The sequence below is a fragment of the Novosphingobium profundi genome, assembly GCF_018491765.1.
GTDB classification, from domain to species: domain Bacteria; phylum Pseudomonadota; class Alphaproteobacteria; order Sphingomonadales; family Sphingomonadaceae; genus Novosphingobium; species Novosphingobium profundi.
This window is the reverse complement of record NZ_JABWCU010000006.1, coordinates 88,667-111,891: the sequence shown is the minus strand read 5'-3', so window position 1 is coordinate 111,891 and position 23,225 is coordinate 88,667. Positions and strand designations below refer to the sequence as shown.

Sequence of the window (23,225 nt, the reverse complement as noted above, 5' to 3'; positions counted from 1 at the left end):
CAGTTTATTTCTAAACCCAATGTTTATATCTAAACGTTGGACAGTCAAGCGGCAATGATGCATCCTTTCATGCCGTGCTGATCGCAAGCCAAGACGAAAAGGTTGAATGTGAAAACGGATCAAACCGTGGCTATGAACACCGACCCAAGCGCTTTCGATGACGAAGAGTGCTTGCGCAACGACGTATTCTTGCCACACGTTCTTACTGTCGCCAGCAATAGTTATTCGTGGCACACGTCAAAATTGTACCTCGATACGCTTGGCATGGGCGTGAATGAAATTCGAGTTCTATCAATCTTGTATGAGTATGGAGAACTTCAAGCCTGGAAGATCTGCGATATTCTTTGGATGAACAAGTCCCTTGCGAGCCAGAGCCTCAAGTCGCTCGAAAAGAAGGGACTGATCACGATCGAGGTTCGGCGAGGTGGGCGCTTTGCATCGCCGACCCCGTCGAGCTTGCCCGTTCATCGACAGATCGTACGCATGGCGCGATCGCGCGAAGAGATTCTGCTGCAGGATTTCTCCGGCGAGGAGCGCGCGCAGTTTCTCGACTATCTCAAGCGGCTGCACCGCAATATTCCCGATGCCGTGGACTATACACGCCGGCATTTCGCCCAATTTGGCGCTTCTGATGAGACACAAGACCTTCCAGAGGGCTGAATTCCAGTCTTCCAGACGCCTGGCGCCTTCAGGATCCGCGAGCGTGCGAACTGGGTGGGCTGCCGCATGCGGGTCCTGGCGTCTTCATGGATCGGGTTAGAACAGCTCGATGCAAGCGGGCACGTCCTTGCGGATAGCGCCAAACATCTCCTGCGCCAGTTGCGGCTCCGGCGCCGACAGCGAGACCTGCCGGCTGGCCCGCCATTAAGTCAGAAATTCACTCAACCGTAAATTTGCGTCAGCGAGACTGGCCGCATCAACAACCGCACCCGATTCAACCAGCTTGCGCCCTTGCACAAAATCCTTGACCATGTTCACGCAGTCGAGAGCCACCACTTTGCCGTCCTTGAGGTAGACAACCGAGAACGATTGCCTGGTTGCGTCACCGCGCACCACGGTGCTGTCATAGCCCGCGTTGATGCCCGCGGTTTGCAGCTTGAGGTCGTACTGATTGGACCAGAACCACGGAAACGCCTTATAGGCTCTTTCCGCTCCGCAAATCCCCTTGGCCACGCACGTTGCCATGTCATTCGCGTTCTGAACGGACTCCACGCGCATCACGGCCCCTCCCGCATAGCTGCACGCAAAGGCTGCGCAGTCACCGAGCGCGTAGATGTCGGGAAGTGAAGTCCGGCACATTTCGTCGACGTCCACACCGTTCGTACCCGCGGCCCCCGCCTGGATTAACGGGGCTACTGCCGGAACGATGCCGATACCAACGATAACCGCATCAGCTGGCACTGTCTCACCGCCCACCAGCTTCACGCCGTTGACACGATGTCCGTCTCCCACGAGGCAGTCGATCGCGACGCCGGTGCGCAAATCGACACCTTGCGCGCGATGCCTGGCCTGGTAAAAATCCGAGAGTTCCTCGCCGGCTACACGCGCGAGCACGCGCGGCAGCGCCTCGAGCAAGACCACGTTCAATCCCATTTTCGACAGCACTGCGGCGGCTTCAAGGCCGATGTAACCGCCACCGACGACGACGACGTTCTTCGTACCGGCATCGATTTCAGCCATCAGCCGATCGCAGTCCGCGCGTGTGCGCACGGCATGGACGCCGGCGAGTTCGGCGCCGTCGCACGAAAGCTTGCGCGGGTCGCCGCCGGTCGCCCAGACGAGCTTGCCGTAGCCGAGCGCCGCCCCGTCCGACAGCGTCAGCACCCTCGCCTGCGGGTCGACGCCGACAGCCTCGGTGCCCAGCTTGAACGTCACGTCCTTCTCCGCCCAAAACGTGGGCGGGCGAATGTAAAGACGGTCGAACGTCTTTTCCCGCGCGAAGTATTCCTTCGATAGCGGAGGGCGCTCGTAGGGATATTCCGGTTCGCGCCCGACCACGGTGATGGTTCCCTCGAACCCGTTCTGGCGCAGCGCCAGCGCGCACTGCGCTCCGCCATGCCCCGCACCCACGATGACCACGTCGGCTCGGTCCATATTCGTCTCCAACACAGCCCAGTCTCCTATGGCATGGCCCGTCGCGGCACGCCGCGGCGCCCTATCCACCCGCGAAACGGTTGGTGTAGTAGTCGGCGGCCGGGCGGCGCTGTGCGATCAACCCGCGCTCCAGCAATTCGGCTTCTGCTTGCACGACCACCTTGCGATCGAACTTTCCGGGCCTTCGCGTGTCCCCGTAGACTTCGCGCCCCAGCAAACGGAAGATCCGAACCACTTCGGCATGGCTGTAGCCACTGTCCGGTACCGCGCGCTCGTAGAGCGTCGCGGAGCCCTCGGGATCGCGCGCGATTCGGCCCAACTGCGCCAACGTGGCGCGCACGAACCGCTTCAAGGCCTTGGACTTCGTGTCGATGGCATGGTCCGATGCGATGATCGCCTGGGCCATCGCCGGATAGAAGTCATCGAGTTCACGATAGGCCAGTTGTGCTCCGGCGCGTTCGGCTTTCACGCCCCAATCGACCGTTCCCACGAACCCGTCGATCTTGCCTTCGCCGAGCGCCGCGATCAGATCGGCCGAGGATCGCGCCTCGCTCTGAATCGGTAAAGCGCCCTGCGGGTAGCCCCCCTCGATCTCCTGCAGGGCATAATAGGACGTGTCCTTGAAGGATGGCACGTCTATGCGCTTGCCGGACAAGGTGCCATCGTCTGCAACCCTGTCCTTGCGGGTAACCAGAGTCAGGAACGAATGCGCGCCAAGCAGCGCAATGCCCTTCACCGGCGCATCCGCCGCGCGCAGCAGGATCGGTGTATCCCCGCTGGCGCCGCCAAGGTCGCCTTCGCCGCGGGCCAATGCCTTGCCGACATTGAACCCGCCGGGAACGACGACGAAGTGCACGTCGAGATTGGCCGCCCGGTACTTTCCTTGAATCTGTGCAAGGACGAACGGGGCGAACACGATCGCCTCCTTGGGCGCGGGCAGAAGATAAGTGATCGTGTCGGCTGGACGCGCTGCGGCCGATTGCGCCGCGGCGGCAACCAGACCGGCGGCGACCAGCAATCGCAGCGCGCATGTGCGCCAAAGGGCCGACATCACGCGAAGCGGGACACACCGCCCGCCACTTCCAGCGACGCGCCGGTTATGAACGAAGCGGCTGGCGAAGCCAGAAATACGATCGCGGCCGCCGTTTCCTCCGGCTCGCCAAAGCGCTCGAGCGGAATACCCTTCTTGCGCGCAAGCGCACCGAGCCAGTCGCGGTAGGACATGCCATCATCGGCGCGCTCGTCGTAACGCCGGCGCCATTGCCCGCTGTTGACCGTGCCGATCAGGATCGAATTGACGCGGACGCGCGGTGCCAGTTCTACGCTGAGCGACTTCACAAGGTTCTGGACCCCCGCTCGCGCCGCCGACGTGCAAACCATATGCGGTTCGGGCTGGCGAGCCAGCAGCGAATTGACCACGACGACCGAACCGGCGTCGCTTGCCTGCAGATGCGGAAGAAACGTGCGGGTGGGATGGATGACGCTGAAGAACTTGAGCTTCAATTCGGCATCCCAGTCGGCGTCGAGCGTGCTGGCGAAGGTGCTGAGCCTCGCCTGGCCCGCATTGTTGACCAGCATGTCGACTTTGCCGAAGCGATCGATAACGCGTTGCGCCAGACCGGCTACCGCTGCAGCATCGAGCACGTCGCAGACTTCGGCCTGGAGGCGGTCCCCGCCGGCGAGTTCGACCCGAGCCGCCTCCAGCCGGTCACGATCGCGTCCACAGATGACCACCCTAGCGCCATCGTCCAGGAGACGACGTGCCGTGGCCAGACCGATGCCCGAAGATCCTCCCGTAACGACGGCCACGCGCCTGCTAAGTCCCAGATCCATGGTCAGTCTCCTATTACGTGATCGGCGGCAAGCAGGATCGGCCTGATTGCCTCGTTGAATTGCTGCGGACCCTCGGTGGCGAAGGCGTGGCCCAGCGCGGGCACTTCGGCCTGGCGCGCGCCCACGAAGGCATCCGCGATACGGCGGCATCCCGCTGGCGGCGTCACGACGTCCTCTGCCCCCCACAGCACCAGGCCGGGCAGCGTCACGCCCTCCAGCAAGGCCGGAAGATCGCTTCCTGCCAGAAGCCGCGTGGCCTGCTCGTAGCCTTTGGGATCGACCGCCGCCATCGCACCGCGCACCAGGGCGCGCACCGCAGGCGATGCCCCATCGGTTACCAGGCGCATCGCGCGCCGCTGGGCCATGCCTTCGGGCCCCAATTCGTGAATGTCGGAAATGCGCCGGACGATCGTCTCGGGCAGGTCACCGCCGGCGGGCACCGCATAGCCCGTGGCCGGGCTCGCCAGTATCAACGCGGCTACCCGCGTCGGCTCGAGCCGAGCCGCCGCGGTCGCCATGATCGCACCCAGCGACTGGCCCACCAGGATGCAGCGGCCCACGCCCAGATGGTCGAGCAGGCGCCAGAGCGCTTGGCCATAGTCGCGCGCCACGGGAGCCGCGACGGGCAAGTGTGCGGTCTCGCCATAACCCGGCGCGTTCCAGGCGATCACCCGGCGCTCCGCGGAAAAGGCCTCGAACTGTCCGAGCCAACTGGCGGCATTGGAGCCGATGCCATGCAGCAGCACCAGCGGCACGCCGCCGCCCTGCCCCGCCTCGCGCCAGCTGAAACCGGCGGCCTGCCGCAGCGGGGCGGCAGTCTCGAGACGGGCAGCCAGGTCCATCACGCGTCCGCGTTGATCGGCTTGGGGCGCTTCACCTTGGAGAGCGGGTGCTCGGGCGGGTAAGTCGGCGTCTCGGGGACGTTGGTGCCCAGGCACACGATCATCAGCGCTTCCTCGATGCCCTCGTTGACGAGCCCGCGGTAGATGCCGGCGGGCACCGACACGAGATCGCGCTCGCGCACGTAGGTCTCGTAGTATTCACCTTCGGCTTCGAACATCAGCTTCACCTTGTTGCCCTTCAGGATGAAGAACACTTCCTCGACGTCGTCGTGGATGTGAAGCGGGCCTTCGCAGCCGGCCGGGAGCACCATGGTCGAGAACGTGAAGTGCTCGGCCGGAACGGTGTTGGTGTCATTGGCAACCCCAGTGGCGCCCGTGCCGACGTAGCGCATCTGCGCGCGCTTGTACTTGGGATCGAAGTCGGCCTGGAACTTCAGGGCATTCCAGTCGAGCTTGCGGGTTTCGTAGCGGGCGAGCCGGCCATCGATCCATTCGGCAAGGGTCTTGCCTTCGGGGACGATCTTGTCGTGGCCAGTCTTTGCGGCATCTTCCATCGGTTTTCCTCCTAAGATCATGGGAACGGGCGTGAGCGCCCGAAATTGGCAGGATCAGGCGCTGCGGGCCTGGCGGCGGGTGTTGCCATCGATGCCACCCGCGATCGCCCATTCGGCGAAAAGCTCGGGCTTGCGTTCGAATTCGCAGGGAACCCAATCGGCCGTGCAGTAGTCATCATCGGCGTAGAATTCCCAGGACCCGCCCATCGGACTGCGAAAGTACCAGAAATAGGCCGATGAGATCGGATGGCGACCCGGACCGATGTCAGTCTGCCAGCCCTTGGCGCTCATCGACAGGCCACTGCCGAACACCTCGTGGATATTGCCCACGGTAAAGGCGACGTGGTTGACACCCGGTTTGCCGGGACGGCGCAGCACGAAAGCATCATGGTGCGGACCGGGCGTGCGGCAGCGCAGGAACGCGGCATGACCGGGATAACTGTCGCTCACCACGAAGCCCAGACGCCTGGTGAAGAAGTCGAGGGTTGCCTCGAGGTCCTCGATGAACAGCACGACGTGACCAATGCCGATCGGCGCCGGGGCGGTGTAGATCGTCGAGCGGGCATCGACGCGGTTGGCGCGTCCCGGCCCGTTGACCAGCTGCAGGTCGGCTACCGCTTCGCCGCGCTGGCGCACGCGGAAGCGATGGGTAAAGCCAGTGGGATCCTTGATGCTGAGCAGGCCATCCGACCCGGTCTCGGCGTCGTCCCCGAGCCGCGCGGCGAGAGCCGCCAGTTGATCCCCGTCGGAAAGGCCCCAGGTCACGGCGCGCAGGCTCCCGCCCTCTTCCACGCCCGGCGCGAGCGCCGGATCGTCGCAGTGGCGCACTTCCACCTCGGCGCCATCGCGGGTTACCCGGCGCAGGCACGTTTCATCGCTTCCTGCATCGACAAGCCCCCAATCGTCGAGAAAGCGCGAAGCTTGCGCGAGGTCGGTGGTCGAAAACTGGACCGCTTCGATGCCGGTCAAGCCGCTGCTGTCTTGGGCCATGCCCGTTCTCCGTTGGATTTGACATGCGTTTCGGGCAAGCGGCCCAAGAACGCCGAAATGGTATCTGCCGCTTCGATCACGCTCTGGCGGACCTGCTCGGCTTCGGCGGCACTGGCCCCCGCGCGCGTGGCGTTGATGGCAGCTATCGCCCGCTCGCCCCGCTCGCGCACGGGCGCGGCGACGACGGCAAGGCCGGTCTCGTAGTAACCATCGCTGGAGAGGCAGCCCATGGGTCGATCCCGCTCCAGCTGCGCGAGCAGCGCCTGCAGCGAGCCCGGCACCGCATCGCCGCGATCGCCAAAGACATGGCCTTCGTAGAGCGCGGTCACGTCCGCCGGTTCGAGATCCGCGAGCAAGACGCGCCCCATCAAGGTGGCATGGGCGGGGAGCAGGGTTCCGACCGAAACGTTCTCGGTCACCGCGGCCGCGCCACGGCAGCGCACGAGGTAGACGATCGAGACCCCCTGTCGCATGGCCAGATTCGTGGTCCAACCCGTGCTTGCGCTCAGGGCCTCCAGCACCGGCCTGGCGTGCGCAACGATGTCCTGCGAGGCGAGGAATTCATGCCCCAGCAGCAGCACTCCGGCGTCGAGCGCATAACGTCCGTCGCCGTCGCGCCGCAGCAAGGCAAGCCCCACCATCTCCGCCAGCAACCGGTGCAAGCTCGAACGCGGGATGCCCAGCGCCGTGCCGATGTCGGCAGCGCTCAGGCGCGGCCGATCGCGCCCGAACTGGCGCAGGATCGCCACCCCGCGTTCAAGGGAAGATGCAGGCACCGATCAGGCCTGTTCGCGCGCGCCGGCAGTCTTGGCCGAAGCCGCAGCGACTTCCGCCGATGCCAGCTGTTCGAGCATGCGACGAAGCCGCACGATGCCCCCGTCGTGGGCATAAAGCGCTTCCTGCTCGCGCGCACGGTCGTCCATGCCCTCCAGGATCAGGCGATCCTGCTCCAGCACGTCCCAATGCAGCGATTCCAGGCGCGCCCGGTAGAGGAACTTCCACGCATTGCGCGCCCAGCCCGAGACCTTGCGACAGCGCCAGAAGAACACGCGGCAGCTCGTTTCGTCCACCGGCACCACCATGCCGACGATCCCGAACGAACCTCCCGGCCCTGCCGACTTGCCGTAGGGAATGGAAAGACGCAGCCAGAGGGCACCGGTCAGCCCGACTTCGGTCCAGTCGAAGTTCACACCCGATTGGTTGGTCTTCTCGAAGACGAAGCCCGCATCGGTGTCACGCGCGCGCATCGTCGCGGTCTTGTCCCCTTCGGCCATTGAATGGCTCTGGGCGTGCAGGTATGCGCCATGCATCGGGTCCATCACGTTGTCGACCGCGTAGCGCCAGTTGCACTTCCAGTGCGCGGTGCACAAGATGTCGGCCCACTCGCCCCCGCTGATCTCTTCGGGCAGTTCCAGCGCCGTGGGCTCGCCTTCGCCGAACCACACGAAGATCGCACCCGCGCGCTCCACCGCAGGGAAGGCGCGGTTCAGGGGACGCCCCTTCATGACGCATTTCGCCAGCGCGGGAATGTCCTCGATCCGGCCCTCGCCGTTCACTTCGACACCGTGGTACCAGCAGGCGACCCGGTCCCCGAGGTTCCAACCCATCGACAGCCGCGCGCCGCGGTGCGGGCACCGATCGTCGATGGCGTTCACCTTGCCCTCGGCGTCGCGCCACAGGACGATGCGCTGCGACAGACGGGTAAGGCCGAGCGGCGCATTCTGGAGCATCCAACTCGGAGCAACCGGATACCACATTTCGCGAAGCCCCGAATTGAGACGCTCGCTGGCAATGCTGGCAACTGGAACGGTCATGCGGCGAGGTCTCCGGGAACGGTCTGGAACAAGGCTTGGGCAAGGCGGTCGAGTTCGGCGTCGAGCTTGGGCTCGGTCCACTGCGCGCCATCCGGATCACGACTGCCGCTGGCGTTCAGCGCGGCCACGAGCTCGGGAAATTCGAACGTACCTGCATCGAACGCGGCGGTGAGGGCTCGCGCCAACGATTCCTCGAAGGAATCGAGCGGACCACCGCGCGTCTGAAAGACGAAATTATCAACCGAGTCGGGCTCTTCGATGAAGCGACCGCCACCCTTGGCGCCACCGGCTTCGGCAAGATAGGGGTTAAACTGCATCGCGGCCCTCAATGTTTGATATGTGAACAACTGTCTACGATATGGGATTCGTGCCGCAACCGCAGTGGACTGTCAAGAGGTCCAAAATTGGGTCACTTTCCTGTTTCAAAAATCAGGCCTTGCAAGTGAATGTGTTTCGCATAGGAATAATACGTCTCAATTATGATACATGAGGGCCGCAATCATGACACCAAACGGCTCCGCCCCTGCGGAATCGAACCTCGGCTACCCCGGCTGGCGCGTGCTCTGCGCCGCTGTCGTCGGCCTCGCCTTCAGCCCTGGCCCGATGATCTTCGGCACGTTCGGCCTGTTTGCCCCGCACTTCGCGTCCGATCACGGATGGAGTCGGGGCGCGATCATGCTGGCTCTGACATTCTTCAACCTTGCAGGTGTCCTCGCATCCCCGCTGACCGGTTCGCTGCTTGATCGCCACGGCGTACGCCGCCTGCTCTTTCCGGCCCTGGTTGCCCTGGCCCTCGGCTTTCCGGCATTGGCATGGCTGACGGGAAGCCTCCCGATGTTCTACGCGATCGCCTTCGCATGGGGGGCAACGACGGTCGCGACGCAAAGCATAAGCTATTCCAAACTCATTACGGGATGGTTCGTGCAGCATCGCGGACTCGCCATCGGCATCGCCGCCGCCGGGCTTGGCGTCGGCTACGTGGGGATGCCGCTGATCGCCGGCGCACTTCTGGCCATGTACGACTGGCGCGTGGCCCTCTCTGCGCTGGCGGTGCTGGTGATGGTCGTGCCATTTCTGTGCAATCTGGCGCTGGCACATCCGGCCCCTGTGAAAACACCTCTCACCTCCACCGCATTGGCTGGGCTGACGCTTGGCGAAGCAAGCCGAACGCGGGAATTCGCGCTGATGGCCATTGCCATCCTGCTGGCCTCGGTGGCGCTGACCGGGATCGTGCCGCACATCTCGCTGCTCGCACTCGACCATGGCCTGTCGACCGGCCAGGCCGCCGCAGTCGCATCCGCCTACGGACTTTCGACCATCGCGGGCCGCGTGCTGGTGGGCTGGCTGGCCGACCACTTTCCGGTGCCACGCGTCGCGATCGCCTTCTTCGCCTGCTCGGCGCTCGGCTTCGTGCTCGCCCTCAGCGTTGGCGCCAACGCGGGCATGGCGATGCTGATCCTGGTCGCGCTGACGATCGGCCTGGGCTTCGGCGCCGAAAGCGACGTCATCGCCCTGTTCATCAGTCGCTACTTCGGTCAGCGCGCCTTCGCGGCGATCTACGGCTACCTGCTCGCGGCCTTTCTGATCGGTTCGTCGATCGGTCCAGCGCTGTTCGGCTTCGTGCGCGATGCCAGCGGGAGCTATGGCACGGTCATGGGAATCGCGACGGCACTGATGGCTGCGGCTTGCGGTTTGCTGGCTCTTCTCCCGACCGGGCAACGCCAGTTCGAGCCGGTAGCCGCATGATGATCGCCAGCTTCGAGGAGCTGGCTCGCGCCGTTCGCGAGCGCCGCGTGCTGCTGTTCGCGGGCGCCGGTCTTTCGATGAGTGTCGGCCTGCCTTCCTGGCACGAGCTGATCGACCATATGAAGCGCGAGCTGGGACTTGAAGACGTACCCCACCAGTCCGGCTGGAGCTATCAGACCCTTTCCGAGTACTACCGCCTCAAGAATGGCAGCCTGGGCCCGCTGCGCAGTTGGATGGACCGCACCTGGTCCGTGTGCAGCGACCAGGTGCGCCAGTCCGAGATCCACGAAATCATCGTCGATCTCGATTTCCCGCTCGTCTACACCACCAACTACGACAACAATCTCGAGATTGCCTACGAAACGCATGGGCGTCCCTATGTGAAAGTCGCCAATACCAGCGACATCGTGAACGCCGAACGCGGCCTTTCGCAGATCGTGAAATTCCATGGCGATTTCGCCGACGACGAATCGCTCGTGCTGGCCGAAACGGATTACTTCCGCCGGCTCGCCTTCGATTCGCCTCTCGACATCAAGTTCAAGGCCGATGCCATGGGGCGCACTTTGCTGTTCCTCGGATACAGCGTGTCGGACCTGAACATTCGCATGCTGCTCTACCGCCTGTGGCAGATGTGGCAGGAATCGGGCCGGGAGCGTGATCGCCCTCCCTCCTACGTCTTCTCACCCAAGCAGGACCCGGTGCAGCGCATGGTCCTGAGCCAATGGGGGATCCGGGTCCTTCACGAAAGGGCGGAACATCCCTCGGACGCGACGCTCAAGTTCCTGCGACGCCTGCGCGATGCCGTCCGGAACACCCCCGAGCCGGAGCTCAGCTGAACCTCGACATCACGCCTTTTGGCGGCACCCGAGCCCGCGCGAGATTTCCGCTCCGGCGCGCTCCACCTGCGCCAACACGCGTCCCTCGAAGGCTTCCCGATCAAACGTCGTGATCGGGCAACTTACGGAGATTGCCGCCGCCACTTCACCCGAAGCATCGTAGATCGGCACCGCCACGCTGGCGACGTTCTTGTCGTAGAACCCCCAGCTTACGACGGTGCCATGCTTGCGGTCGCCCTCGACGAGGCTGACAAGATCGCCCATGCTCTCGGGCGTGGCTTCGGTGTACTTGGTGAATTCGAAATTCTCATAAAGCGCCACGACCTCGGACAGGGTCATGTGCGCCAGAAGCACCCTGCCGGGCGCGGTTGCGTGCGCGGGCAGACGCGAGCCCACGGTCACCGCACTGATCAGGCTGGTATTGCCCTGGAACCGGGCGATATAGACAGCATCGCGTCCTTCGCGCACCACCAGGTGGGTGGACGTGCCGGTATCGTCGCGCAGGCGCGCGAGGACCGGATTGGCCACCTCGATCAGGTCCTTTCCGGCCAGGAAGCTGTACCCCAATTCGAGCACGCGGCTGCCCAGCTGATAGCGTTTGCCATCGGAAATGCGACGCAGATAGCCCGCATATTCGAGGGTATAGACAAGGCGGAATGCGGTCGAGCGGGTCGCTCCGATCTGACGGGCGACTTCCGCGACGGTTTGTTCCTGCCGCTCGCGCGTGAAACTCTGAAGAACCTGCAAGCCCCTAACGAGCCCCGGCACAATATAGCGCTCGTCGATTTCGGACGAAGTTTCAGACTGAGTCATCGTGTCTCGATTGAAAAACGGTAAGCCCGTTCTTTGACCGCCAAATTGGCGCCGATCAAGCCCACCCAATCGGTTGCTCCGACATTCCCCAATAAATAGCCTTCTGGTTCATGTAGGACTGGACCCAGTGCCGCCCCTTTTCTCGGCCGAGTCCGCTCTCCTTGACCCCTCCGAAGGGGGTGGAGGAACTGAACTGCTTGTAGGTGTTGATCCAGACGGTACCCGCTTCGATCCGACGCGCAATACGCCATGCCGCCTTGTAGTCGCGTGTCCAGATGCCGCAGGCCAGGCCATAGGCGTTATCGTTGCACTGCGAAACGAGATCTTCCTCGTCGCTCCAGGACATGACCGCCAGAACCGGACCGAACACCTCCTCGCGGCAAATGGTGTCGGTATTGACCACGTTGTCGAGAATGGTGGGAGGATACCAGGCGCCCTCGGCGAACTCCCCTTGTGGAACCTCACCCCCGCACAGCACGCGCGCGCCCGCTGCGACAGCGGCGTCGACCATCGCCGCCACGTGATCGCGGTGGCGATGATGGATCATCGGCGCCATCTGCGTTGCGGGCGCGTCGCCCCGGCCCATGCGCAGCGCGGACGCGCGCGCGACCAGGCGATCCACGAACTCTTCCCGGATGCTCTCGTGAACGAACAGGCGCGATCCGGCGATGCACGACTGGCCGGTCGAACTGAACACGCCATAGAGCACGCCCGCGACAGCCTCTTCGATGTCCGCATCCGGAAAAACGATCGTGGGAGACTTGCCGCCCAGTTCCAACGAGACCGGCATCAGCTTGGTTGCGGCAATCTGCGCGATGCGAATGCCCGTCACGGTGCCCCCGGTAAAGGATACCTTCTTGACCTGCTCGTGACGCACCAAGGCGTCTCCGATGATACGTCCCGGGCCCGGCAGGACCGACAGGAGCCCCTTGGGCAGTCCCGCAGCATAGGCCAGGCGCGCGAAGAACAGCGAGACCAGCGGCGTCCATTCGGCCGGCTTGAGGATCACGGCGTTCCCCGCAGCCAGCGCCGGTGCGACCTTCTGGGCGTCGCTGGCGATCGGGGAATTCCAGGGCGTGATCGCTGCGACCACGCCAAGCGGCTCGTGCACCGACATGGTCAGCCACGGGCCACGCGGCGGCGTCAGTTCCTCGTCCATCGTCTCCAGCGTGGCGGCGACATAGCGAAATGTGCCTGCGGCCGACAGCGCAAGCGCGCGCGTTTCCGCAAGCGTCTTGCCGGTGTCGCGCGTCTGCAGCACGCTGATGACCTCGGCATGCGCTTCCAGTGCATCGCCGATCCTTGCGAGTACGCGCGCACGCTCGTGTGGCTTGAGGTTACGCCACGCCGGGTCCTCGACCGCCGTGCGCCCCATGGCCACCGCCTCTTCGACGTCGCCCAGTCCTGCAATGCCGTAATCGGCAACCAACGCACCGTCCGTCGGATCGATGCTCCGCCCGGTTCCGCCTTCGCCGGCGCGAAAGATTCCGCCGACGCAGATCTGGGAGAAATCGATTTGGGCAGGCTCGAGCATGGTGGTCATGATGGGATCTCAGATGACGATCGGCGCGGCCATGCCGTGAAGCAGGCGCACGATGCTATGTGCGGTCAAAGCGGAGGTTTTGGGATTGGCGGCGGATGGCGCCCCGGCGATGCGCACGACGAAGGATCCATCGGCCCCATCGAAGCTGAGCTCGTGGACATTTGTGGTGATCGTCGGATCGGCGACAAGCTCCACCTCGGTGCGATCGAAACCAACCCCGGCAAGCGCGACGGTCGCCGCCACGTTCGAATTCTTGGGATATTGCAGCGCAGCCTCACGCGCATCGCCGCGGTAGAACACGGTCGGCTCGGTGAGCGTAGCCAGATCGAGCACGTCCTGCGCGGGGGTGCCTCGCCAGGCCAGGGCGGGCTTGCGGCCAACATAGCGCACCCGCTCCAGCCCCCCCAGGCGCGCGGCGGCCAGCCCTTCGATCCCCGCCATCGCCCCCGAGGCCAGGACGAGCTGCGCCCCTCCCTCCTCGGCCGCGCGGGCCAGCTCATCGGCCAGCGTCGGGTCGGCAAGTGCGCCGGTGGAAACGATCATCAAGGTGAGCCCTGCGCGCAGGACGTCCGCCCCATAAGCCCGGACGGCCTCGTGCCCTGCGCATTCGACGATGACGTCGGGACGACGTGCGAGCAGCCCGGCCACCGACTCGACGCGCAGATCCTCGTCCAGTCCCTCGCGCGGACACCGCGCGAGAATGCCGACAATCGACGATCCGGCTCCGAGAGCCTCGCGCACGGCCCGTGATATGCCGCCGTCGCCGATCAGGCCGATACGTGGGGGGGCGATGCTGGCCATGCTCAATCCTTTCGTGGCGGGCCGGCAAAGGCCTGCGGGTAGGCGCCGATCGAAAGCATGTCGATCTCGACTATCGCGGCACCCGGCGTTGCGCGTGCGCGGTCAAGCGCGGCTCCGACCTCGTCGATGGCACGTACCTTTTCGTGGCGCAGGCCGATCGAGGCCGCCACCATCGCAAAGTCGGGCACGCGGATGTTCGAGTAGTGGCGGCGACCGCCGTACTCCACGTCCTGGATATTGCGGATCACGCCGTAGCCCTTGTCGTTCATCAGCACGAGGGTGACGTCGGGATCTTCTTCGGCCAGCGTGGCGAGTTCGCCGAGACAAAGCGTCAAACCACCGTCCCCGCTCAACGCGTAGGCCCCGCCCGGCGTACCGAAAGCCGCGCCGATCGCCATCGGAAGCCCCTGCCCGATGCCGCCGCCCACGGCGTGGACGCCCGCGCGCGTGTTGCCGATCTGCAGGAAACGGTTGCCCCACATCGAATTGGAGATCGTCACGTCCCGCACCCATGCCGCGTCAGCGGGAATACGGCTCTGGATCTCGTCGACGAGACGGTCGTAGGCACCAAGGCTCTGGCGCATGGCCGAGTGCATGACCTCGCGCGCGGAGCGGATCGTCTCGCTCCAGGCCGGGTCGTAGCCCTTGTCGCCCAAAGCCTCGAGAAGGCCGGCAAAAGTCGCCTTCACATCGCCGTGAATGAACAGGTCGTTGGCGTAGCTGCGACCGTCCGACGTCGCATCGGCGTCGATCACCACGACCTTGGCCGGGAGGCGAAGCTTGTAGATCCACGTCTCGTTGCCACGCAGACGCGAACCGGCCACGATCATCAGGTCCGCCTCGTCGTAGAGCGCCTGCACTTCCTTCGTGCAATTGAAGGCACCCAGCGACATCGGATGGGTTTCCGCGACGATGCCGCGTCCGTTGGTCGAGGTCACGATCGCGATGCCCTTGTCGGCCAGCGCAGTCGCTTCGGCCTCGGCCCCGCGTGCACCGCCGCCCAGCAGGATCACCGGCTTCTTTGCGTTGGAAAGCATCTGCGCCAGGGCAGCGATCTGGGCCGGGTCCGTCGCGGGACGCTTCGGCGCGAGCTCGGGCAGCTGCGCCGGCATCGGCATCGCCGCGGCCTGGACGTCCACCGGAATTTCGATCGAAACCGGCCCCGTCGGCGCGGAAAGCGCGGCTTCGGCCGCTTCAAGCATCGTGGCGACGACCTGGTCAGGCGAAGTGATGCGGAACGCAGCCTTCGAGACCGCGCCCAGCATCTGCATCTGCGCGGGGGCCTCGTGGATGTAGGCGCGATTGAGGTCGAGGTGCTCCAGTTCGACCTGCCCGGTGATGTGCATGACCGGCGAACCCGCCGTCAGCGCTTCCACCATCGCGCCCGCCGCGTTGCCTGCGGCGGTGCCGGTGCTCGTGAAGGCCACCCCGAGGTTGCCGGTGACGCGCGCATGGGCGTCGGCCATGTTCAGCGCGCCCGCCTCGCCACGTGCGGAAATGTAGCGAATGGCGCCCTGTTCACCCAGCGGGTCCAGGATGGGCATGTTGTGGATGCTGATCACGCCGAACACGTGGCTGACACCCCAATGGGCCAGCAACTGCGCGATCAGGGCGCCTACGGTGGTCTGCGTCTCAGTGGTCGCTGCGGTCTCGGTCATTGAGGTTTCAATCACTTCCATGATGTCAGTTTTTCCGGGGAGGATAGGAAAGGCCGAAGCCGTAAGGGAATGCGGTACGCGCAAAGTCGAAGGGGACGTCTTCCGCCTGCCCCTCGACCGACGCGGCATCGGCGGGGAGTGCGAAGGGCAACTTCCCCGATGGATTGAACGAGCCGGTCAGGACGTCGGCCAGCGCCGCGTCGTCCGAGCCGAACGTGGCGATCATGCCCGCCACGGTGTCGATGAACTCGGAAAGGACGGCCGGACGCTCCATGCTCATGACCACGACGACCGGTTTGCCAGTGGCCACGGCCTTCTGGATCATGGCGAGCTCATCGGCATTGTCGGCGCCCGCGAAAACCGGCGTCCCTTCATGTGTGCGCACGAAAAACGCCTGCCCGGTCGTGTTGTCGGCATAAGGCGCGTTGACCTTGACGACGATGACGTCGGCGCTCGCCGCGTCGCGCACGCGCCCGGCCAGAGCCGCCGGCGCAGCGCCGAAACCTTCCAGCGCGACCGTTTCGCCTTGCTTGAGCGGCAGGACCTGCTCCGCATTCTTCAGAAGGACGATGGCCTTGCGCTGGGCAAGCGCGCCCTCGGCAACATATTCAGGTGCCTTGACGATATGCGCCGCTGCCTCGGGATCGACGTAGGGGTTCTCGAAAAGCCCCATCGCGAACATCGGCTCGAGGATGCGGCGAACCGACAGCTCGATGCGCTTCTCGCGCACCTCGCCCTGCTTGACGAGGTCGATGATATAGGACGTCTCGTGTTCACCGCCGAGCTGGTCGATGCCGGCCCAGATCATCCGGCGCTCACGCTCGATCTTGGGCTTGTCTTCCAGGCCCCAGGGCATCGCGTGCATCCAGTCGGTAATCGCCACGCCCTTGAAGTGCATCTTGGTGCGCAGCAGATCGGTCATGATCTTGCGCGAGAAGTTGGTTGCGACGTCGTCCGTCCCGGTGGGAATGCCGTAGCTACCCATGGCAAAGGCCACGTTGGCGCGGAACGAAGGTGCAAAAGCCTCGTAGTGCAATTTCTGGCGCTTGCCGGGATAGGCCAGGTGCTTGCCATAAGGGTTGTGCGGATCGAGGCCGTCCCGCACCGGACCGTCACCGGGGAAATGCTTGACGACCGCCATGATCCCATCGGGACCCAGATGTTCCCCTTGCGCTCCGAGAACGAATTGCGCGGCGTATTCGCCAGCCAGCTTGGCATCTTCCCCGAAGGTACCGGGAATGCGGTTCCAGCGCGGTTCCGTCGTCACGTCCGCCATCGGGTTGAGGATCATGCGAAACCCCATCGCGCGCAGCTCCTGCGACGCGACTTCTCCGAAGCGGTGGACCAGCTCGGGATCGCGCGCGGCCGCCAGTCCGATCATGTCGGGCCAGCTCGAGGTGATCTTCACCCGGTCCGGCGGCGGCAGCGCGCCCCCGGGAAGACGGTTCGTGGTGTGGATCGGATCCGCGCTGAACACGATCGGGATGCCCAGCCGCGTGCCTTCGGCCATCGACTGCAGGGAATTGGCCCAGCGCGCGGCGTCGGCGGGCGAGCCGCCCGGTGAGGTCATGATGTAGCGCACGTGGCGGTTGACGATGAGGTCGCGCGGACTGGGCTTGTCGGCGCGATCGAAGCCGGGGACCCCGGCCACGTTGACCGGCGACTTGAGCGCCCCGGGCGGGGGCGGCGCCAGGTCCTCGAGCACGGTGCCGCCCGGACCGAAATAGCCCGAATTCACCGCATGCATCATCATGCCCGCCTTTTCAGCGATGGTCATGCGCCGCACGAGGTCCTTCGCACGCCTTGCCGCAGGCAGGCGCCAGTCCTCGTAGGCATCGAGATGCCCGTTACGATCGAGATCGCGAAAGCGCAGACCGTCCACCGTCAGGACCGGCGCCGATCGCGCGCCGATCGGAGGCTGTTGCTGGGCCAGCCCCTCGCGCGCCGTCGCCGACTGCGCGGCAAGCGTGGCTATGGCGAGGGCGAAAAGGGACGTCGGGCGCAGCATGGAACATCTCCGGGTAAAGAAAAAAAGGGGGCGCAGCAGGTTGGAGGAGGATGGGTGGCGCCGCGCCCCCCGCCGATTTACCAGCGGTAGGTAATGCGTGCACCATAAGTACGCGGCGGTGCGTACTGGCTGCGGATGGCGCCGTAGAGGCCGCTCTGTGCCGCCTCGGTCAAAACGACGCTGTTCTCCAGATTGCGCACGTAGGCCTGAACCGAAAGGTTCGTGTTGTCCGGCACGTACTCGAGGCTGAGATCGGTCCGGGTGTAGGCCCCCTGGCGTTCGGTCGAGCGGTTGTAGTAGCTCATCCACTGTTCCGAGCGGTACTGGGTCTGCGCGCGCGCGGTGAACTCGCCGCCAAGAGCCGCGAAGCCCTGCTGGATGCCGGCGTTGATCGACCACTTCGGCGACTGGACGAGGAAATTGCCCTCGTAGTTCACCGTGCAGTCGCCGTCCGTCGTCTTGTTGGTGCAGAAATCGCGGTATTTGGCATCAAGGTACGTGACCGAGAAGTCGATCCGGCTGCCCTCGAACGGCGCAGCGACGGTCTCGGCTTCGATGCCCTTGATGCGCGACTTGCCGGCGTTCACCACGATCGTGTCGGCACCGATGACCTGCGAGACCTGCTGATCCTTGTAGTCGTACCAGAAGGCGCTGAGGTTGACCTGCAGCTTGTCGTCGAAGAAGCGGTTCTTCGAACCCAGTTCGTAGGCGATCAGCGTCTCGGGATCATAGTCGCCAAGACCGAAGTTGTTGAAGCCGCCGGACTTATAGCCGCTGTCGACCTTGGCATAGAGCAGGTTCTCGGGGCTGATCGTGTAGTCGATGCCACCGTGCCAGGTCACCTTGGTCCACTTGGCCCGGGTGTCGTCGGTGCCGTAGGTGCGCTCGGCAACGCCATCGGTGACATCCTGCGTCAGGCTGCCGACCCAGCTATAGCCTTCACGGCTCTTCATGTCCTCGGTGTAGCGCACGCCGCCCGAGATGCGCAGGCCGTCGAGCACATCGTAGGAAACCTGGCCGAACGCCGCCTTCGAGCGGGTGGTCACGTCATAGTGGTATTCGCGCAGGTTCACCGGCGATCCGCTGACGTCGTTGTCGAAGAAGTTGGCGAGGCTGAGATCCTCGTTGAAGTAGTAGAGACCGCCCTGCCAGATGAAACCGTACTGGTTGTTCGACGAGATGCGCAGTTCCTGGCTGAAGTCCTCGGAAACTTCGTCGCGCGTATAGATATAGTACTTATCGGCCTGGCCGTCGTTGTCCCAGCGGTTGAACAGGTCCTGCTTCATGTAGCCGGTGATCGAGCTGATGGTCGCAAAATCCAGATCGTAGTCGATACGACCCAGCGCGCGCACATTGGTCGTGTCCATCCGCCCCTTGGTGCTGAGGTCGAAATGGGTGGCCCCGTAAGCGCTGTCCTTGGGCGTGGTGGTGATCACGCCGTCGACCGTCGTCAGCTTCACGCCGTCATAGACCGCGCCATTGCCGCCCAGATGCATGTAGTCGCCGCTGAGCAGGATCTTGAGGCGATCGGTCGGGGTCAGAAGGAACTGCAGACGGCCGCCCTTGACGTTCGTGCTGTCCCCGCGACCGGCATCGCCGTTGTCGCGATAACCCTCGTTGTAACGCGAAACCGCCGAGGCGCGCATCGAGATACCCTCGGTGATGGGCAGGTTGACCGCAGCGTCGGCGTTGATCGTCTTGTAGTTGCCGGCTTCGAGCGAAACGTATCCCTCGACCTGGTCGGTCGGCTTCTTGGTGATGATGTTCACCGCGCCGCCCGTCGCATTGCGACCATAGAGAGTGCCCTGCGGTCCGCGCAGGACTTCGATACGCTCCAGGTCGTAGAAGCTGGCGTTGATTCCGGTCGGGCGTTGCAGGTACTGGTCATCGATGCTGACCGCGATGGCGCTGTCGCCGATCTCCGTGAAGTCGCGGCTCGACACACCGCGGATCGAGAGGAACGCCGCACCCGAGCTGGCACCGATGTTGAGGCTGGGCGAAACCGTCGTCAGGCCGGAGACGTCGGCGATGCCGTTCTTCTTGAGCTGGTCAGGCGTGAACACCTGCAGGGCGGTTGCGGTCTTCTGCGAGTCTTCCGAGCGCTTGGTGGCGGTGACCACGATTTCGCCAAGCCCTTCGGCCTGCGGGGCGGGGCTTTCGGTTGACTGCGCGGCAGCAATCTGCGGCACCGCAGCGACGGTGATTGCCAAGACGGAACTCATGAACGCTCTGCGGTACTGCATTGGGGCTTCCCTCACCTGAAGTTTCGTATTTCAAACAACGTTTGTATATCGATCAAAACGCGAAACGGCGCCCTTGTCAATAGCCTTTATGGCCAAGGTATCTGCGCATGGCGCGATAGGGAACGCGCACAAGAAGGCCCGGCACGACGAGGCCGGCCGGCGTAAATCGGCGCGAAACGGCTCCGATCAGGCGGAAATGAACCCACCATTCACAGGTAAGATCTGCCCTGACACAAACGCACTCGCGTCGCTCAGCAAGAACACCGCGGCGCCCACCGTATCGTCGGGCACCTGGGGGCGACGAATCGCCGCGCCATCGACGTAAAGCTGCTTGCGCTCCTCCGGCACGTATTCCGTGGCCTGCACCCGCACGAGGCCTGGCGCGAGCGCGTTGACCGTAACCCCGTCCTCGCCGAACTCACGCGAGAGCGAACGGGTCATGCTGATGATGGCGCCCTTGCTGGCAACGTAATGCAGCAAGCGCGGAGCTCCCCAAAGGGCCGTGTCCGAGGCAATATTCAGGATTCGCCCCCCCTTGGCGGACCGGCGCAACATCGGCGAAAAAGCTTTGGTCATAAGCCAGGTCCCGCGCACGTTGATGCGCATGACCTGATCCCACTGATCGATGTCGATGTCCTCGAAAAGCTTGCCGCCTATTCCCGTGGCAAGTGCCGCGTTGTTAAGCAGCCCGTCGATTCCCCCCAGGCGCTTTGCCACGTCGAGCGCCAACACGTCCACGGCACCGGGATCCGCGATATCGACGGCGAAGGCTTCCGCACATCCGCCCTGCTCGCGCAGCTTCTGCGCCGTGGATTCGGCGCCATCTGCATCAATGTCCGCAACGGCAATGCGCGCGCCAGCGGAACAACACGCTTGCGCAAACGCCGCCCCAAGGCCGCGCGCAGCCCCACTCACCAGAATTGTGCGGCCATTTAGATCGACGGACATCGAACCTCACTGTCTCTTATTTGAACTATCCGTTTCACTATCAAACGAAATGAATCCAAACAAGGGATCTTAGGGCTATGATGCCGAAAGCTCACGGGTTGCCCAATGCGGCTCGGGACGCCGCGGAAAGCAGTCCAAAAACGCCAGAGTCCAGCGCTTCGGCGCCGGCGATTTCCACTCGTGATGACGAGAGTCATGACGTTGAATTCGACTGAGGCGCAATGAGCGGCCGCGAGCGGTTTCCATGCCTGACAGAACAACCAGCTGCGCCGGCGAGCCCGGGAACGGCTGCGGCCCATAAAGCCTTTCGGGACCATGGCTACCGCACATTGCACGAGAATCTACGCGATCAGGGCTCGCAGGTCGCCACCTTGGATTGGAAGGTCTTCATCCGGGCCCACGCTCTCGAGCACGCGATGAGCCGGCGCGGCAACTGCCATGACAACGCCGGCGCCGAGAGCTTCTCTTCCTCGCTCAAGCGTTACCGCGTCCGGCACCGGGCCTAAGCCCGGCGCGACGTGTTCGATTGCATCGAGATGTTCCACGACCCAGTGCGCAAGCAGGCCTGGAAGGGGACGCTGTCGCCCGCCCCGTGCGAACGACAGCAGATATCGAGAGCGCAAGGCGCCTGGAAAACGAGGGGCCCCTCACGCGAACGGCCCGCGCGTACCGTGCTCGTTTCGCCTGCCTCCACTTTGGCACATCGGGGGCGCCGAGGGGGCGGGGCAAATCATCAAAGTCCTCAAAACAGCTTGTATTGCACGCTGAACTGAAGCCGGTCCATTTCACCGTGATCGCCATAGCCCAGCGCCTGATTCGCATCCGTTTGCCCGCGCAAGCCAAGGTAACCGTGAATGTATTCAATACCCATGGCCACTTGCGGCACCGGGCTCCAGATGACGTTGGCGTGCAACGTCGCCTCCTGTTCGGGAAAATTGATCGGCAACGCGCCGTGGGGATCGTTGTTGTGGAGATAGCCGGCGACAAGGTTGGAACGCAGCGTCTTCGACCAGAAATGACGGTACCACAGCGATGCACCATACGCGAAAATCGGGTCGAGGGTACCATCGGCCCGCAGCACGGCGCCGTTACCGGGGTTGGCGTTAGTGGCGCCGTAAGGGGCTACGCCTTGAGCGAAAGCCTCGTCCTGCACGCCCATCATATAGCGTCCGATGCCGGGCCCACCGTTCACCTCTGCCGTCAAGGTATCATGCCCGAAGGTCTTGAGTGTGGCATCGATCTGTCCACCAAACGCCCACGTGGACGCCTTTCCCGCGAAGTAGAAGGCGTTCCCGTCCGGGCCGAGGAAGGCCAGCGACTGCCCACCGGTGTCGAGGTTGATGTACCGCAACACCCCCGCGGTAGAGATCCGCAACCGCTCGCCCTGATAGGTGTAGCGCATCGTGATATCAGGCACCTGGTTGAGCACCCGCGTGCTAAGCGTCGATCCGACCGGGAAGTTGGACGTATGATCGGCGCCAAGGAAATCGGCTTCCGGGTTCTCGACCCCGACCGTCAGTTGGCCGCGCTGTCCAAGCTTGGTCTCGTAGCGGATCAGTGGCTGGCGCATGGCATAGGCGTTGCCCACCGGCCCTGTGAAATCCAGCGTTTCGGCGGCGGCGGGAAGGTCCGTGAAGACGGACCAGGTCTGCCCGAACGTAAATTTTCCCAGCGAGATGTATGCCTGGCGCAGTCGGAACGCGGCCGAGTTGGTCAACAGCGCGGTCCCGCCCGTCCCGTAGAAGTCCCCCTCGATAAAGCTGCGCAGGGTGCCCATGCTGGTCGGCGTCTCGCTGCCGATGCTGAAACGGGTCTGCCGCGCGGTCATCGAAAAATTGTGCTTACGCCGCGATTGGGTGGTGCCCTCGATCGGGATCGAGACCGCGTCTTCCGGCCAGCCGTTGAGGTTGGCGCCGGTCAAGTCGTCAAATACGTCGAGCTTGATAAGCCCGCCGAGCGTTACGCGGGTATCGGTGCCGGGAACTGTGAAGGAGAGGCCCTGCCCGACGGGTTGGCGCACGCCATCGAGATAAGGGTTAGGCGCGATGGTTCCCGGCGGCGGTCCGTCCTGCGCCGCCTCGGCCAGCCGCGCCGGGCCCCGACTCCGGTGGGCCGTCTCGCGGCTCGCGGATCGCGCCTCGGGGATCACGGCTCGTCCCCCCGCCGCCGGCTGCGAAGCGGGTACTTGCGTCGCGAGTTCGGGCTGGGACTGCGATAGGGGCATGGCATCCGGCGCCGCTTGTCCCATCCGCGCGCGCTCTGCCTCGCTCGCGGCGAGTTGCTGGCGCAGTTCGGTTTGCTGGCGTTGCAGGTCCTTCACCTGTTCGGCCAGGGCCCGCAATTGGGCCTGAACGCCCCCGGATGTGCTCGCAGCGTCATCCGCGTGCGCCAGCCCAGGCACCAGCGCAACGGTCATCGCAAAGGCGAGTGCCCCCGCCATCTGGCTATGCTTGTCAGTCATGATTATCCTCTCGCGATGCGCTGGCATGCAGCCAGCCGCCG

Annotated in this window: 20 protein-coding genes and 1 pseudogene; 4 read left to right on the top strand and 17 right to left on the bottom strand. The window is 64.3% G+C overall.

All coding sequences use genetic code 11. From position 1 onward, the window contains the following. Positions 1-132 precede the first annotated feature (132 nt). Positions 133-660, top strand: coding sequence for a MarR family winged helix-turn-helix transcriptional regulator (locus HT136_RS07235; protein ID WP_246543458.1), 528 nt, complete (start codon positions 133-135; stop codon positions 658-660). A gap of 204 nt (positions 661-864) precedes the next feature. On the opposite strand, the gene HT136_RS07230 is transcribed toward HT136_RS07235, so the two are convergent. The 9 genes from HT136_RS07230 to HT136_RS07190 form a co-directional block, all read right to left on the bottom strand. Then, on the bottom strand, positions 865-2,094 hold the full coding sequence (locus HT136_RS07230; protein ID WP_214199222.1) for an NAD(P)/FAD-dependent oxidoreductase: 1,230 nt from the start codon (positions 2,092-2,094) through the stop codon (positions 865-867). A 61-nt stretch (positions 2,095-2,155) separates the two neighbouring features. Further along, a complete protein-coding gene (locus HT136_RS07225; protein WP_246543457.1) occupies positions 2,156-3,145 on the bottom strand; it encodes an ABC transporter substrate-binding protein in 990 nt (329 codons plus the stop codon). Beyond that, the gene (locus tag HT136_RS07220) at positions 3,145-3,927 is read right to left on the bottom strand and encodes an SDR family oxidoreductase (RefSeq protein ID WP_214198902.1); all 783 of its coding nucleotides are present in this window, start codon (positions 3,925-3,927) and stop codon (positions 3,145-3,147) included. Before HT136_RS07220 ends, HT136_RS07225 begins: the two co-directional genes overlap by 1 nt. Before the next feature lie 2 nt (positions 3,928-3,929). Then, the gene (locus HT136_RS07215) at positions 3,930-4,769 is read right to left on the bottom strand and encodes an alpha/beta fold hydrolase (protein WP_214198901.1); all 840 of its coding nucleotides are present in this window, start codon (positions 4,767-4,769) and stop codon (positions 3,930-3,932) included. Beyond that, the gene (locus tag HT136_RS07210; RefSeq protein ID WP_214198900.1) at positions 4,769-5,323 is read right to left on the bottom strand and encodes a cupin domain-containing protein; all 555 of its coding nucleotides are present in this window, start codon (positions 5,321-5,323) and stop codon (positions 4,769-4,771) included. The genes HT136_RS07215 and HT136_RS07210 overlap by 1 nt, the downstream gene beginning before the upstream one ends. Before the next feature lie 54 nt (positions 5,324-5,377). Beyond that, positions 5,378-6,313: a VOC family protein gene (locus tag HT136_RS07205; protein ID WP_214198899.1), complete on the bottom strand. Its 936-nt coding sequence runs from the start codon at positions 6,311-6,313 to the stop codon at positions 5,378-5,380. Further along, positions 6,289-7,089, bottom strand: coding sequence for an IclR family transcriptional regulator (locus HT136_RS26600; RefSeq protein ID WP_214198898.1), 801 nt, complete (start codon positions 7,087-7,089; stop codon positions 6,289-6,291). Before HT136_RS26600 ends, HT136_RS07205 begins: the two co-directional genes overlap by 25 nt. A 3-nt stretch (positions 7,090-7,092) precedes the next feature. Next, positions 7,093-8,127 carry an aromatic ring-hydroxylating oxygenase subunit alpha gene (locus HT136_RS07195; protein ID WP_214198897.1) on the bottom strand — a complete coding sequence of 345 codons (1,035 nt, stop codon included), beginning with the start codon at positions 8,125-8,127 and terminating at the stop codon, positions 7,093-7,095. Further along, complete coding sequence (locus HT136_RS07190; protein ID WP_214198896.1) at positions 8,124-8,444, bottom strand: recombinase-like helix-turn-helix domain-containing protein; 321 nt, start codon at positions 8,442-8,444, stop codon at positions 8,124-8,126. Before HT136_RS07190 ends, HT136_RS07195 begins: the two co-directional genes overlap by 4 nt. A gap of 184 nt (positions 8,445-8,628) precedes the next feature. Between HT136_RS07190 and HT136_RS07185 the strand changes: the two genes are divergently transcribed. Both HT136_RS07185 and HT136_RS07180 read left to right on the top strand, forming a co-directional pair. Next, on the top strand, positions 8,629-9,873 hold the full coding sequence (locus HT136_RS07185; RefSeq protein ID WP_214198895.1) for an MFS transporter: 1,245 nt from the start codon (positions 8,629-8,631) through the stop codon (positions 9,871-9,873). Beyond that, the gene (locus HT136_RS07180; RefSeq protein ID WP_214198894.1) at positions 9,870-10,709 is read left to right on the top strand and encodes an SIR2 family protein; all 840 of its coding nucleotides are present in this window, start codon (positions 9,870-9,872) and stop codon (positions 10,707-10,709) included. Before HT136_RS07185 ends, HT136_RS07180 begins: the two co-directional genes overlap by 4 nt. Before the next feature lie 9 nt (positions 10,710-10,718). Here the strand turns inward: HT136_RS07180 and HT136_RS07175 are convergent, their stop codons facing one another. From HT136_RS07175 to HT136_RS07145, 7 genes are all read right to left on the bottom strand, one after another. After that, the gene (locus HT136_RS07175) at positions 10,719-11,522 is read right to left on the bottom strand and encodes an IclR family transcriptional regulator (RefSeq protein WP_214198893.1); all 804 of its coding nucleotides are present in this window, start codon (positions 11,520-11,522) and stop codon (positions 10,719-10,721) included. 55 nt (positions 11,523-11,577) lie between these two features. After that, positions 11,578-13,065 carry an aldehyde dehydrogenase gene (locus tag HT136_RS07170; protein ID WP_214198892.1) on the bottom strand — a complete coding sequence of 496 codons (1,488 nt, stop codon included), beginning with the start codon at positions 13,063-13,065 and terminating at the stop codon, positions 11,578-11,580. A gap of 9 nt (positions 13,066-13,074) precedes the next feature. Continuing rightward, positions 13,075-13,866, bottom strand: a complete 792-nt coding sequence (locus HT136_RS07165) for an aspartate dehydrogenase (protein ID WP_214198891.1) — start codon at positions 13,864-13,866, stop codon at positions 13,075-13,077. A gap of 2 nt (positions 13,867-13,868) precedes the next feature. Then, positions 13,869-15,524 carry a thiamine pyrophosphate-binding protein gene (locus HT136_RS07160; protein WP_214198890.1) on the bottom strand — a complete coding sequence of 552 codons (1,656 nt, stop codon included), beginning with the start codon at positions 15,522-15,524 and terminating at the stop codon, positions 13,869-13,871. A 25-nt stretch (positions 15,525-15,549) separates the two neighbouring features. Next, positions 15,550-17,532, bottom strand: a complete 1,983-nt coding sequence (locus HT136_RS07155) for a glycoside hydrolase family 3 protein (RefSeq protein WP_214198889.1) — start codon at positions 17,530-17,532, stop codon at positions 15,550-15,552. A 77-nt stretch (positions 17,533-17,609) separates the two neighbouring features. Beyond that, the gene (locus HT136_RS07150) at positions 17,610-19,754 is read right to left on the bottom strand and encodes a TonB-dependent receptor (RefSeq protein ID WP_214198888.1); all 2,145 of its coding nucleotides are present in this window, start codon (positions 19,752-19,754) and stop codon (positions 17,610-17,612) included. 207 nt (positions 19,755-19,961) lie between these two features. Then, positions 19,962-20,723, bottom strand: coding sequence for an SDR family oxidoreductase (locus tag HT136_RS07145; RefSeq protein ID WP_214198887.1), 762 nt, complete (start codon positions 20,721-20,723; stop codon positions 19,962-19,964). 347 nt (positions 20,724-21,070) lie between these two features. Here HT136_RS07145 and HT136_RS26710 point away from each other — a divergent pair. Further along, positions 21,071-21,352: pseudogene (locus HT136_RS26710) on the top strand (IS3 family transposase); the annotation flags it as partial. Positions 21,353-21,465: 113 nt separating this feature from the next. On the opposite strand, the gene HT136_RS07135 reads toward HT136_RS26710, so the two are convergent. Continuing rightward, on the bottom strand, positions 21,466-23,184 hold the full coding sequence (locus HT136_RS07135) for a DcaP family trimeric outer membrane transporter (protein WP_214198885.1): 1,719 nt from the start codon (positions 23,182-23,184) through the stop codon (positions 21,466-21,468). Positions 23,185-23,225 lie beyond the last annotated feature (41 nt).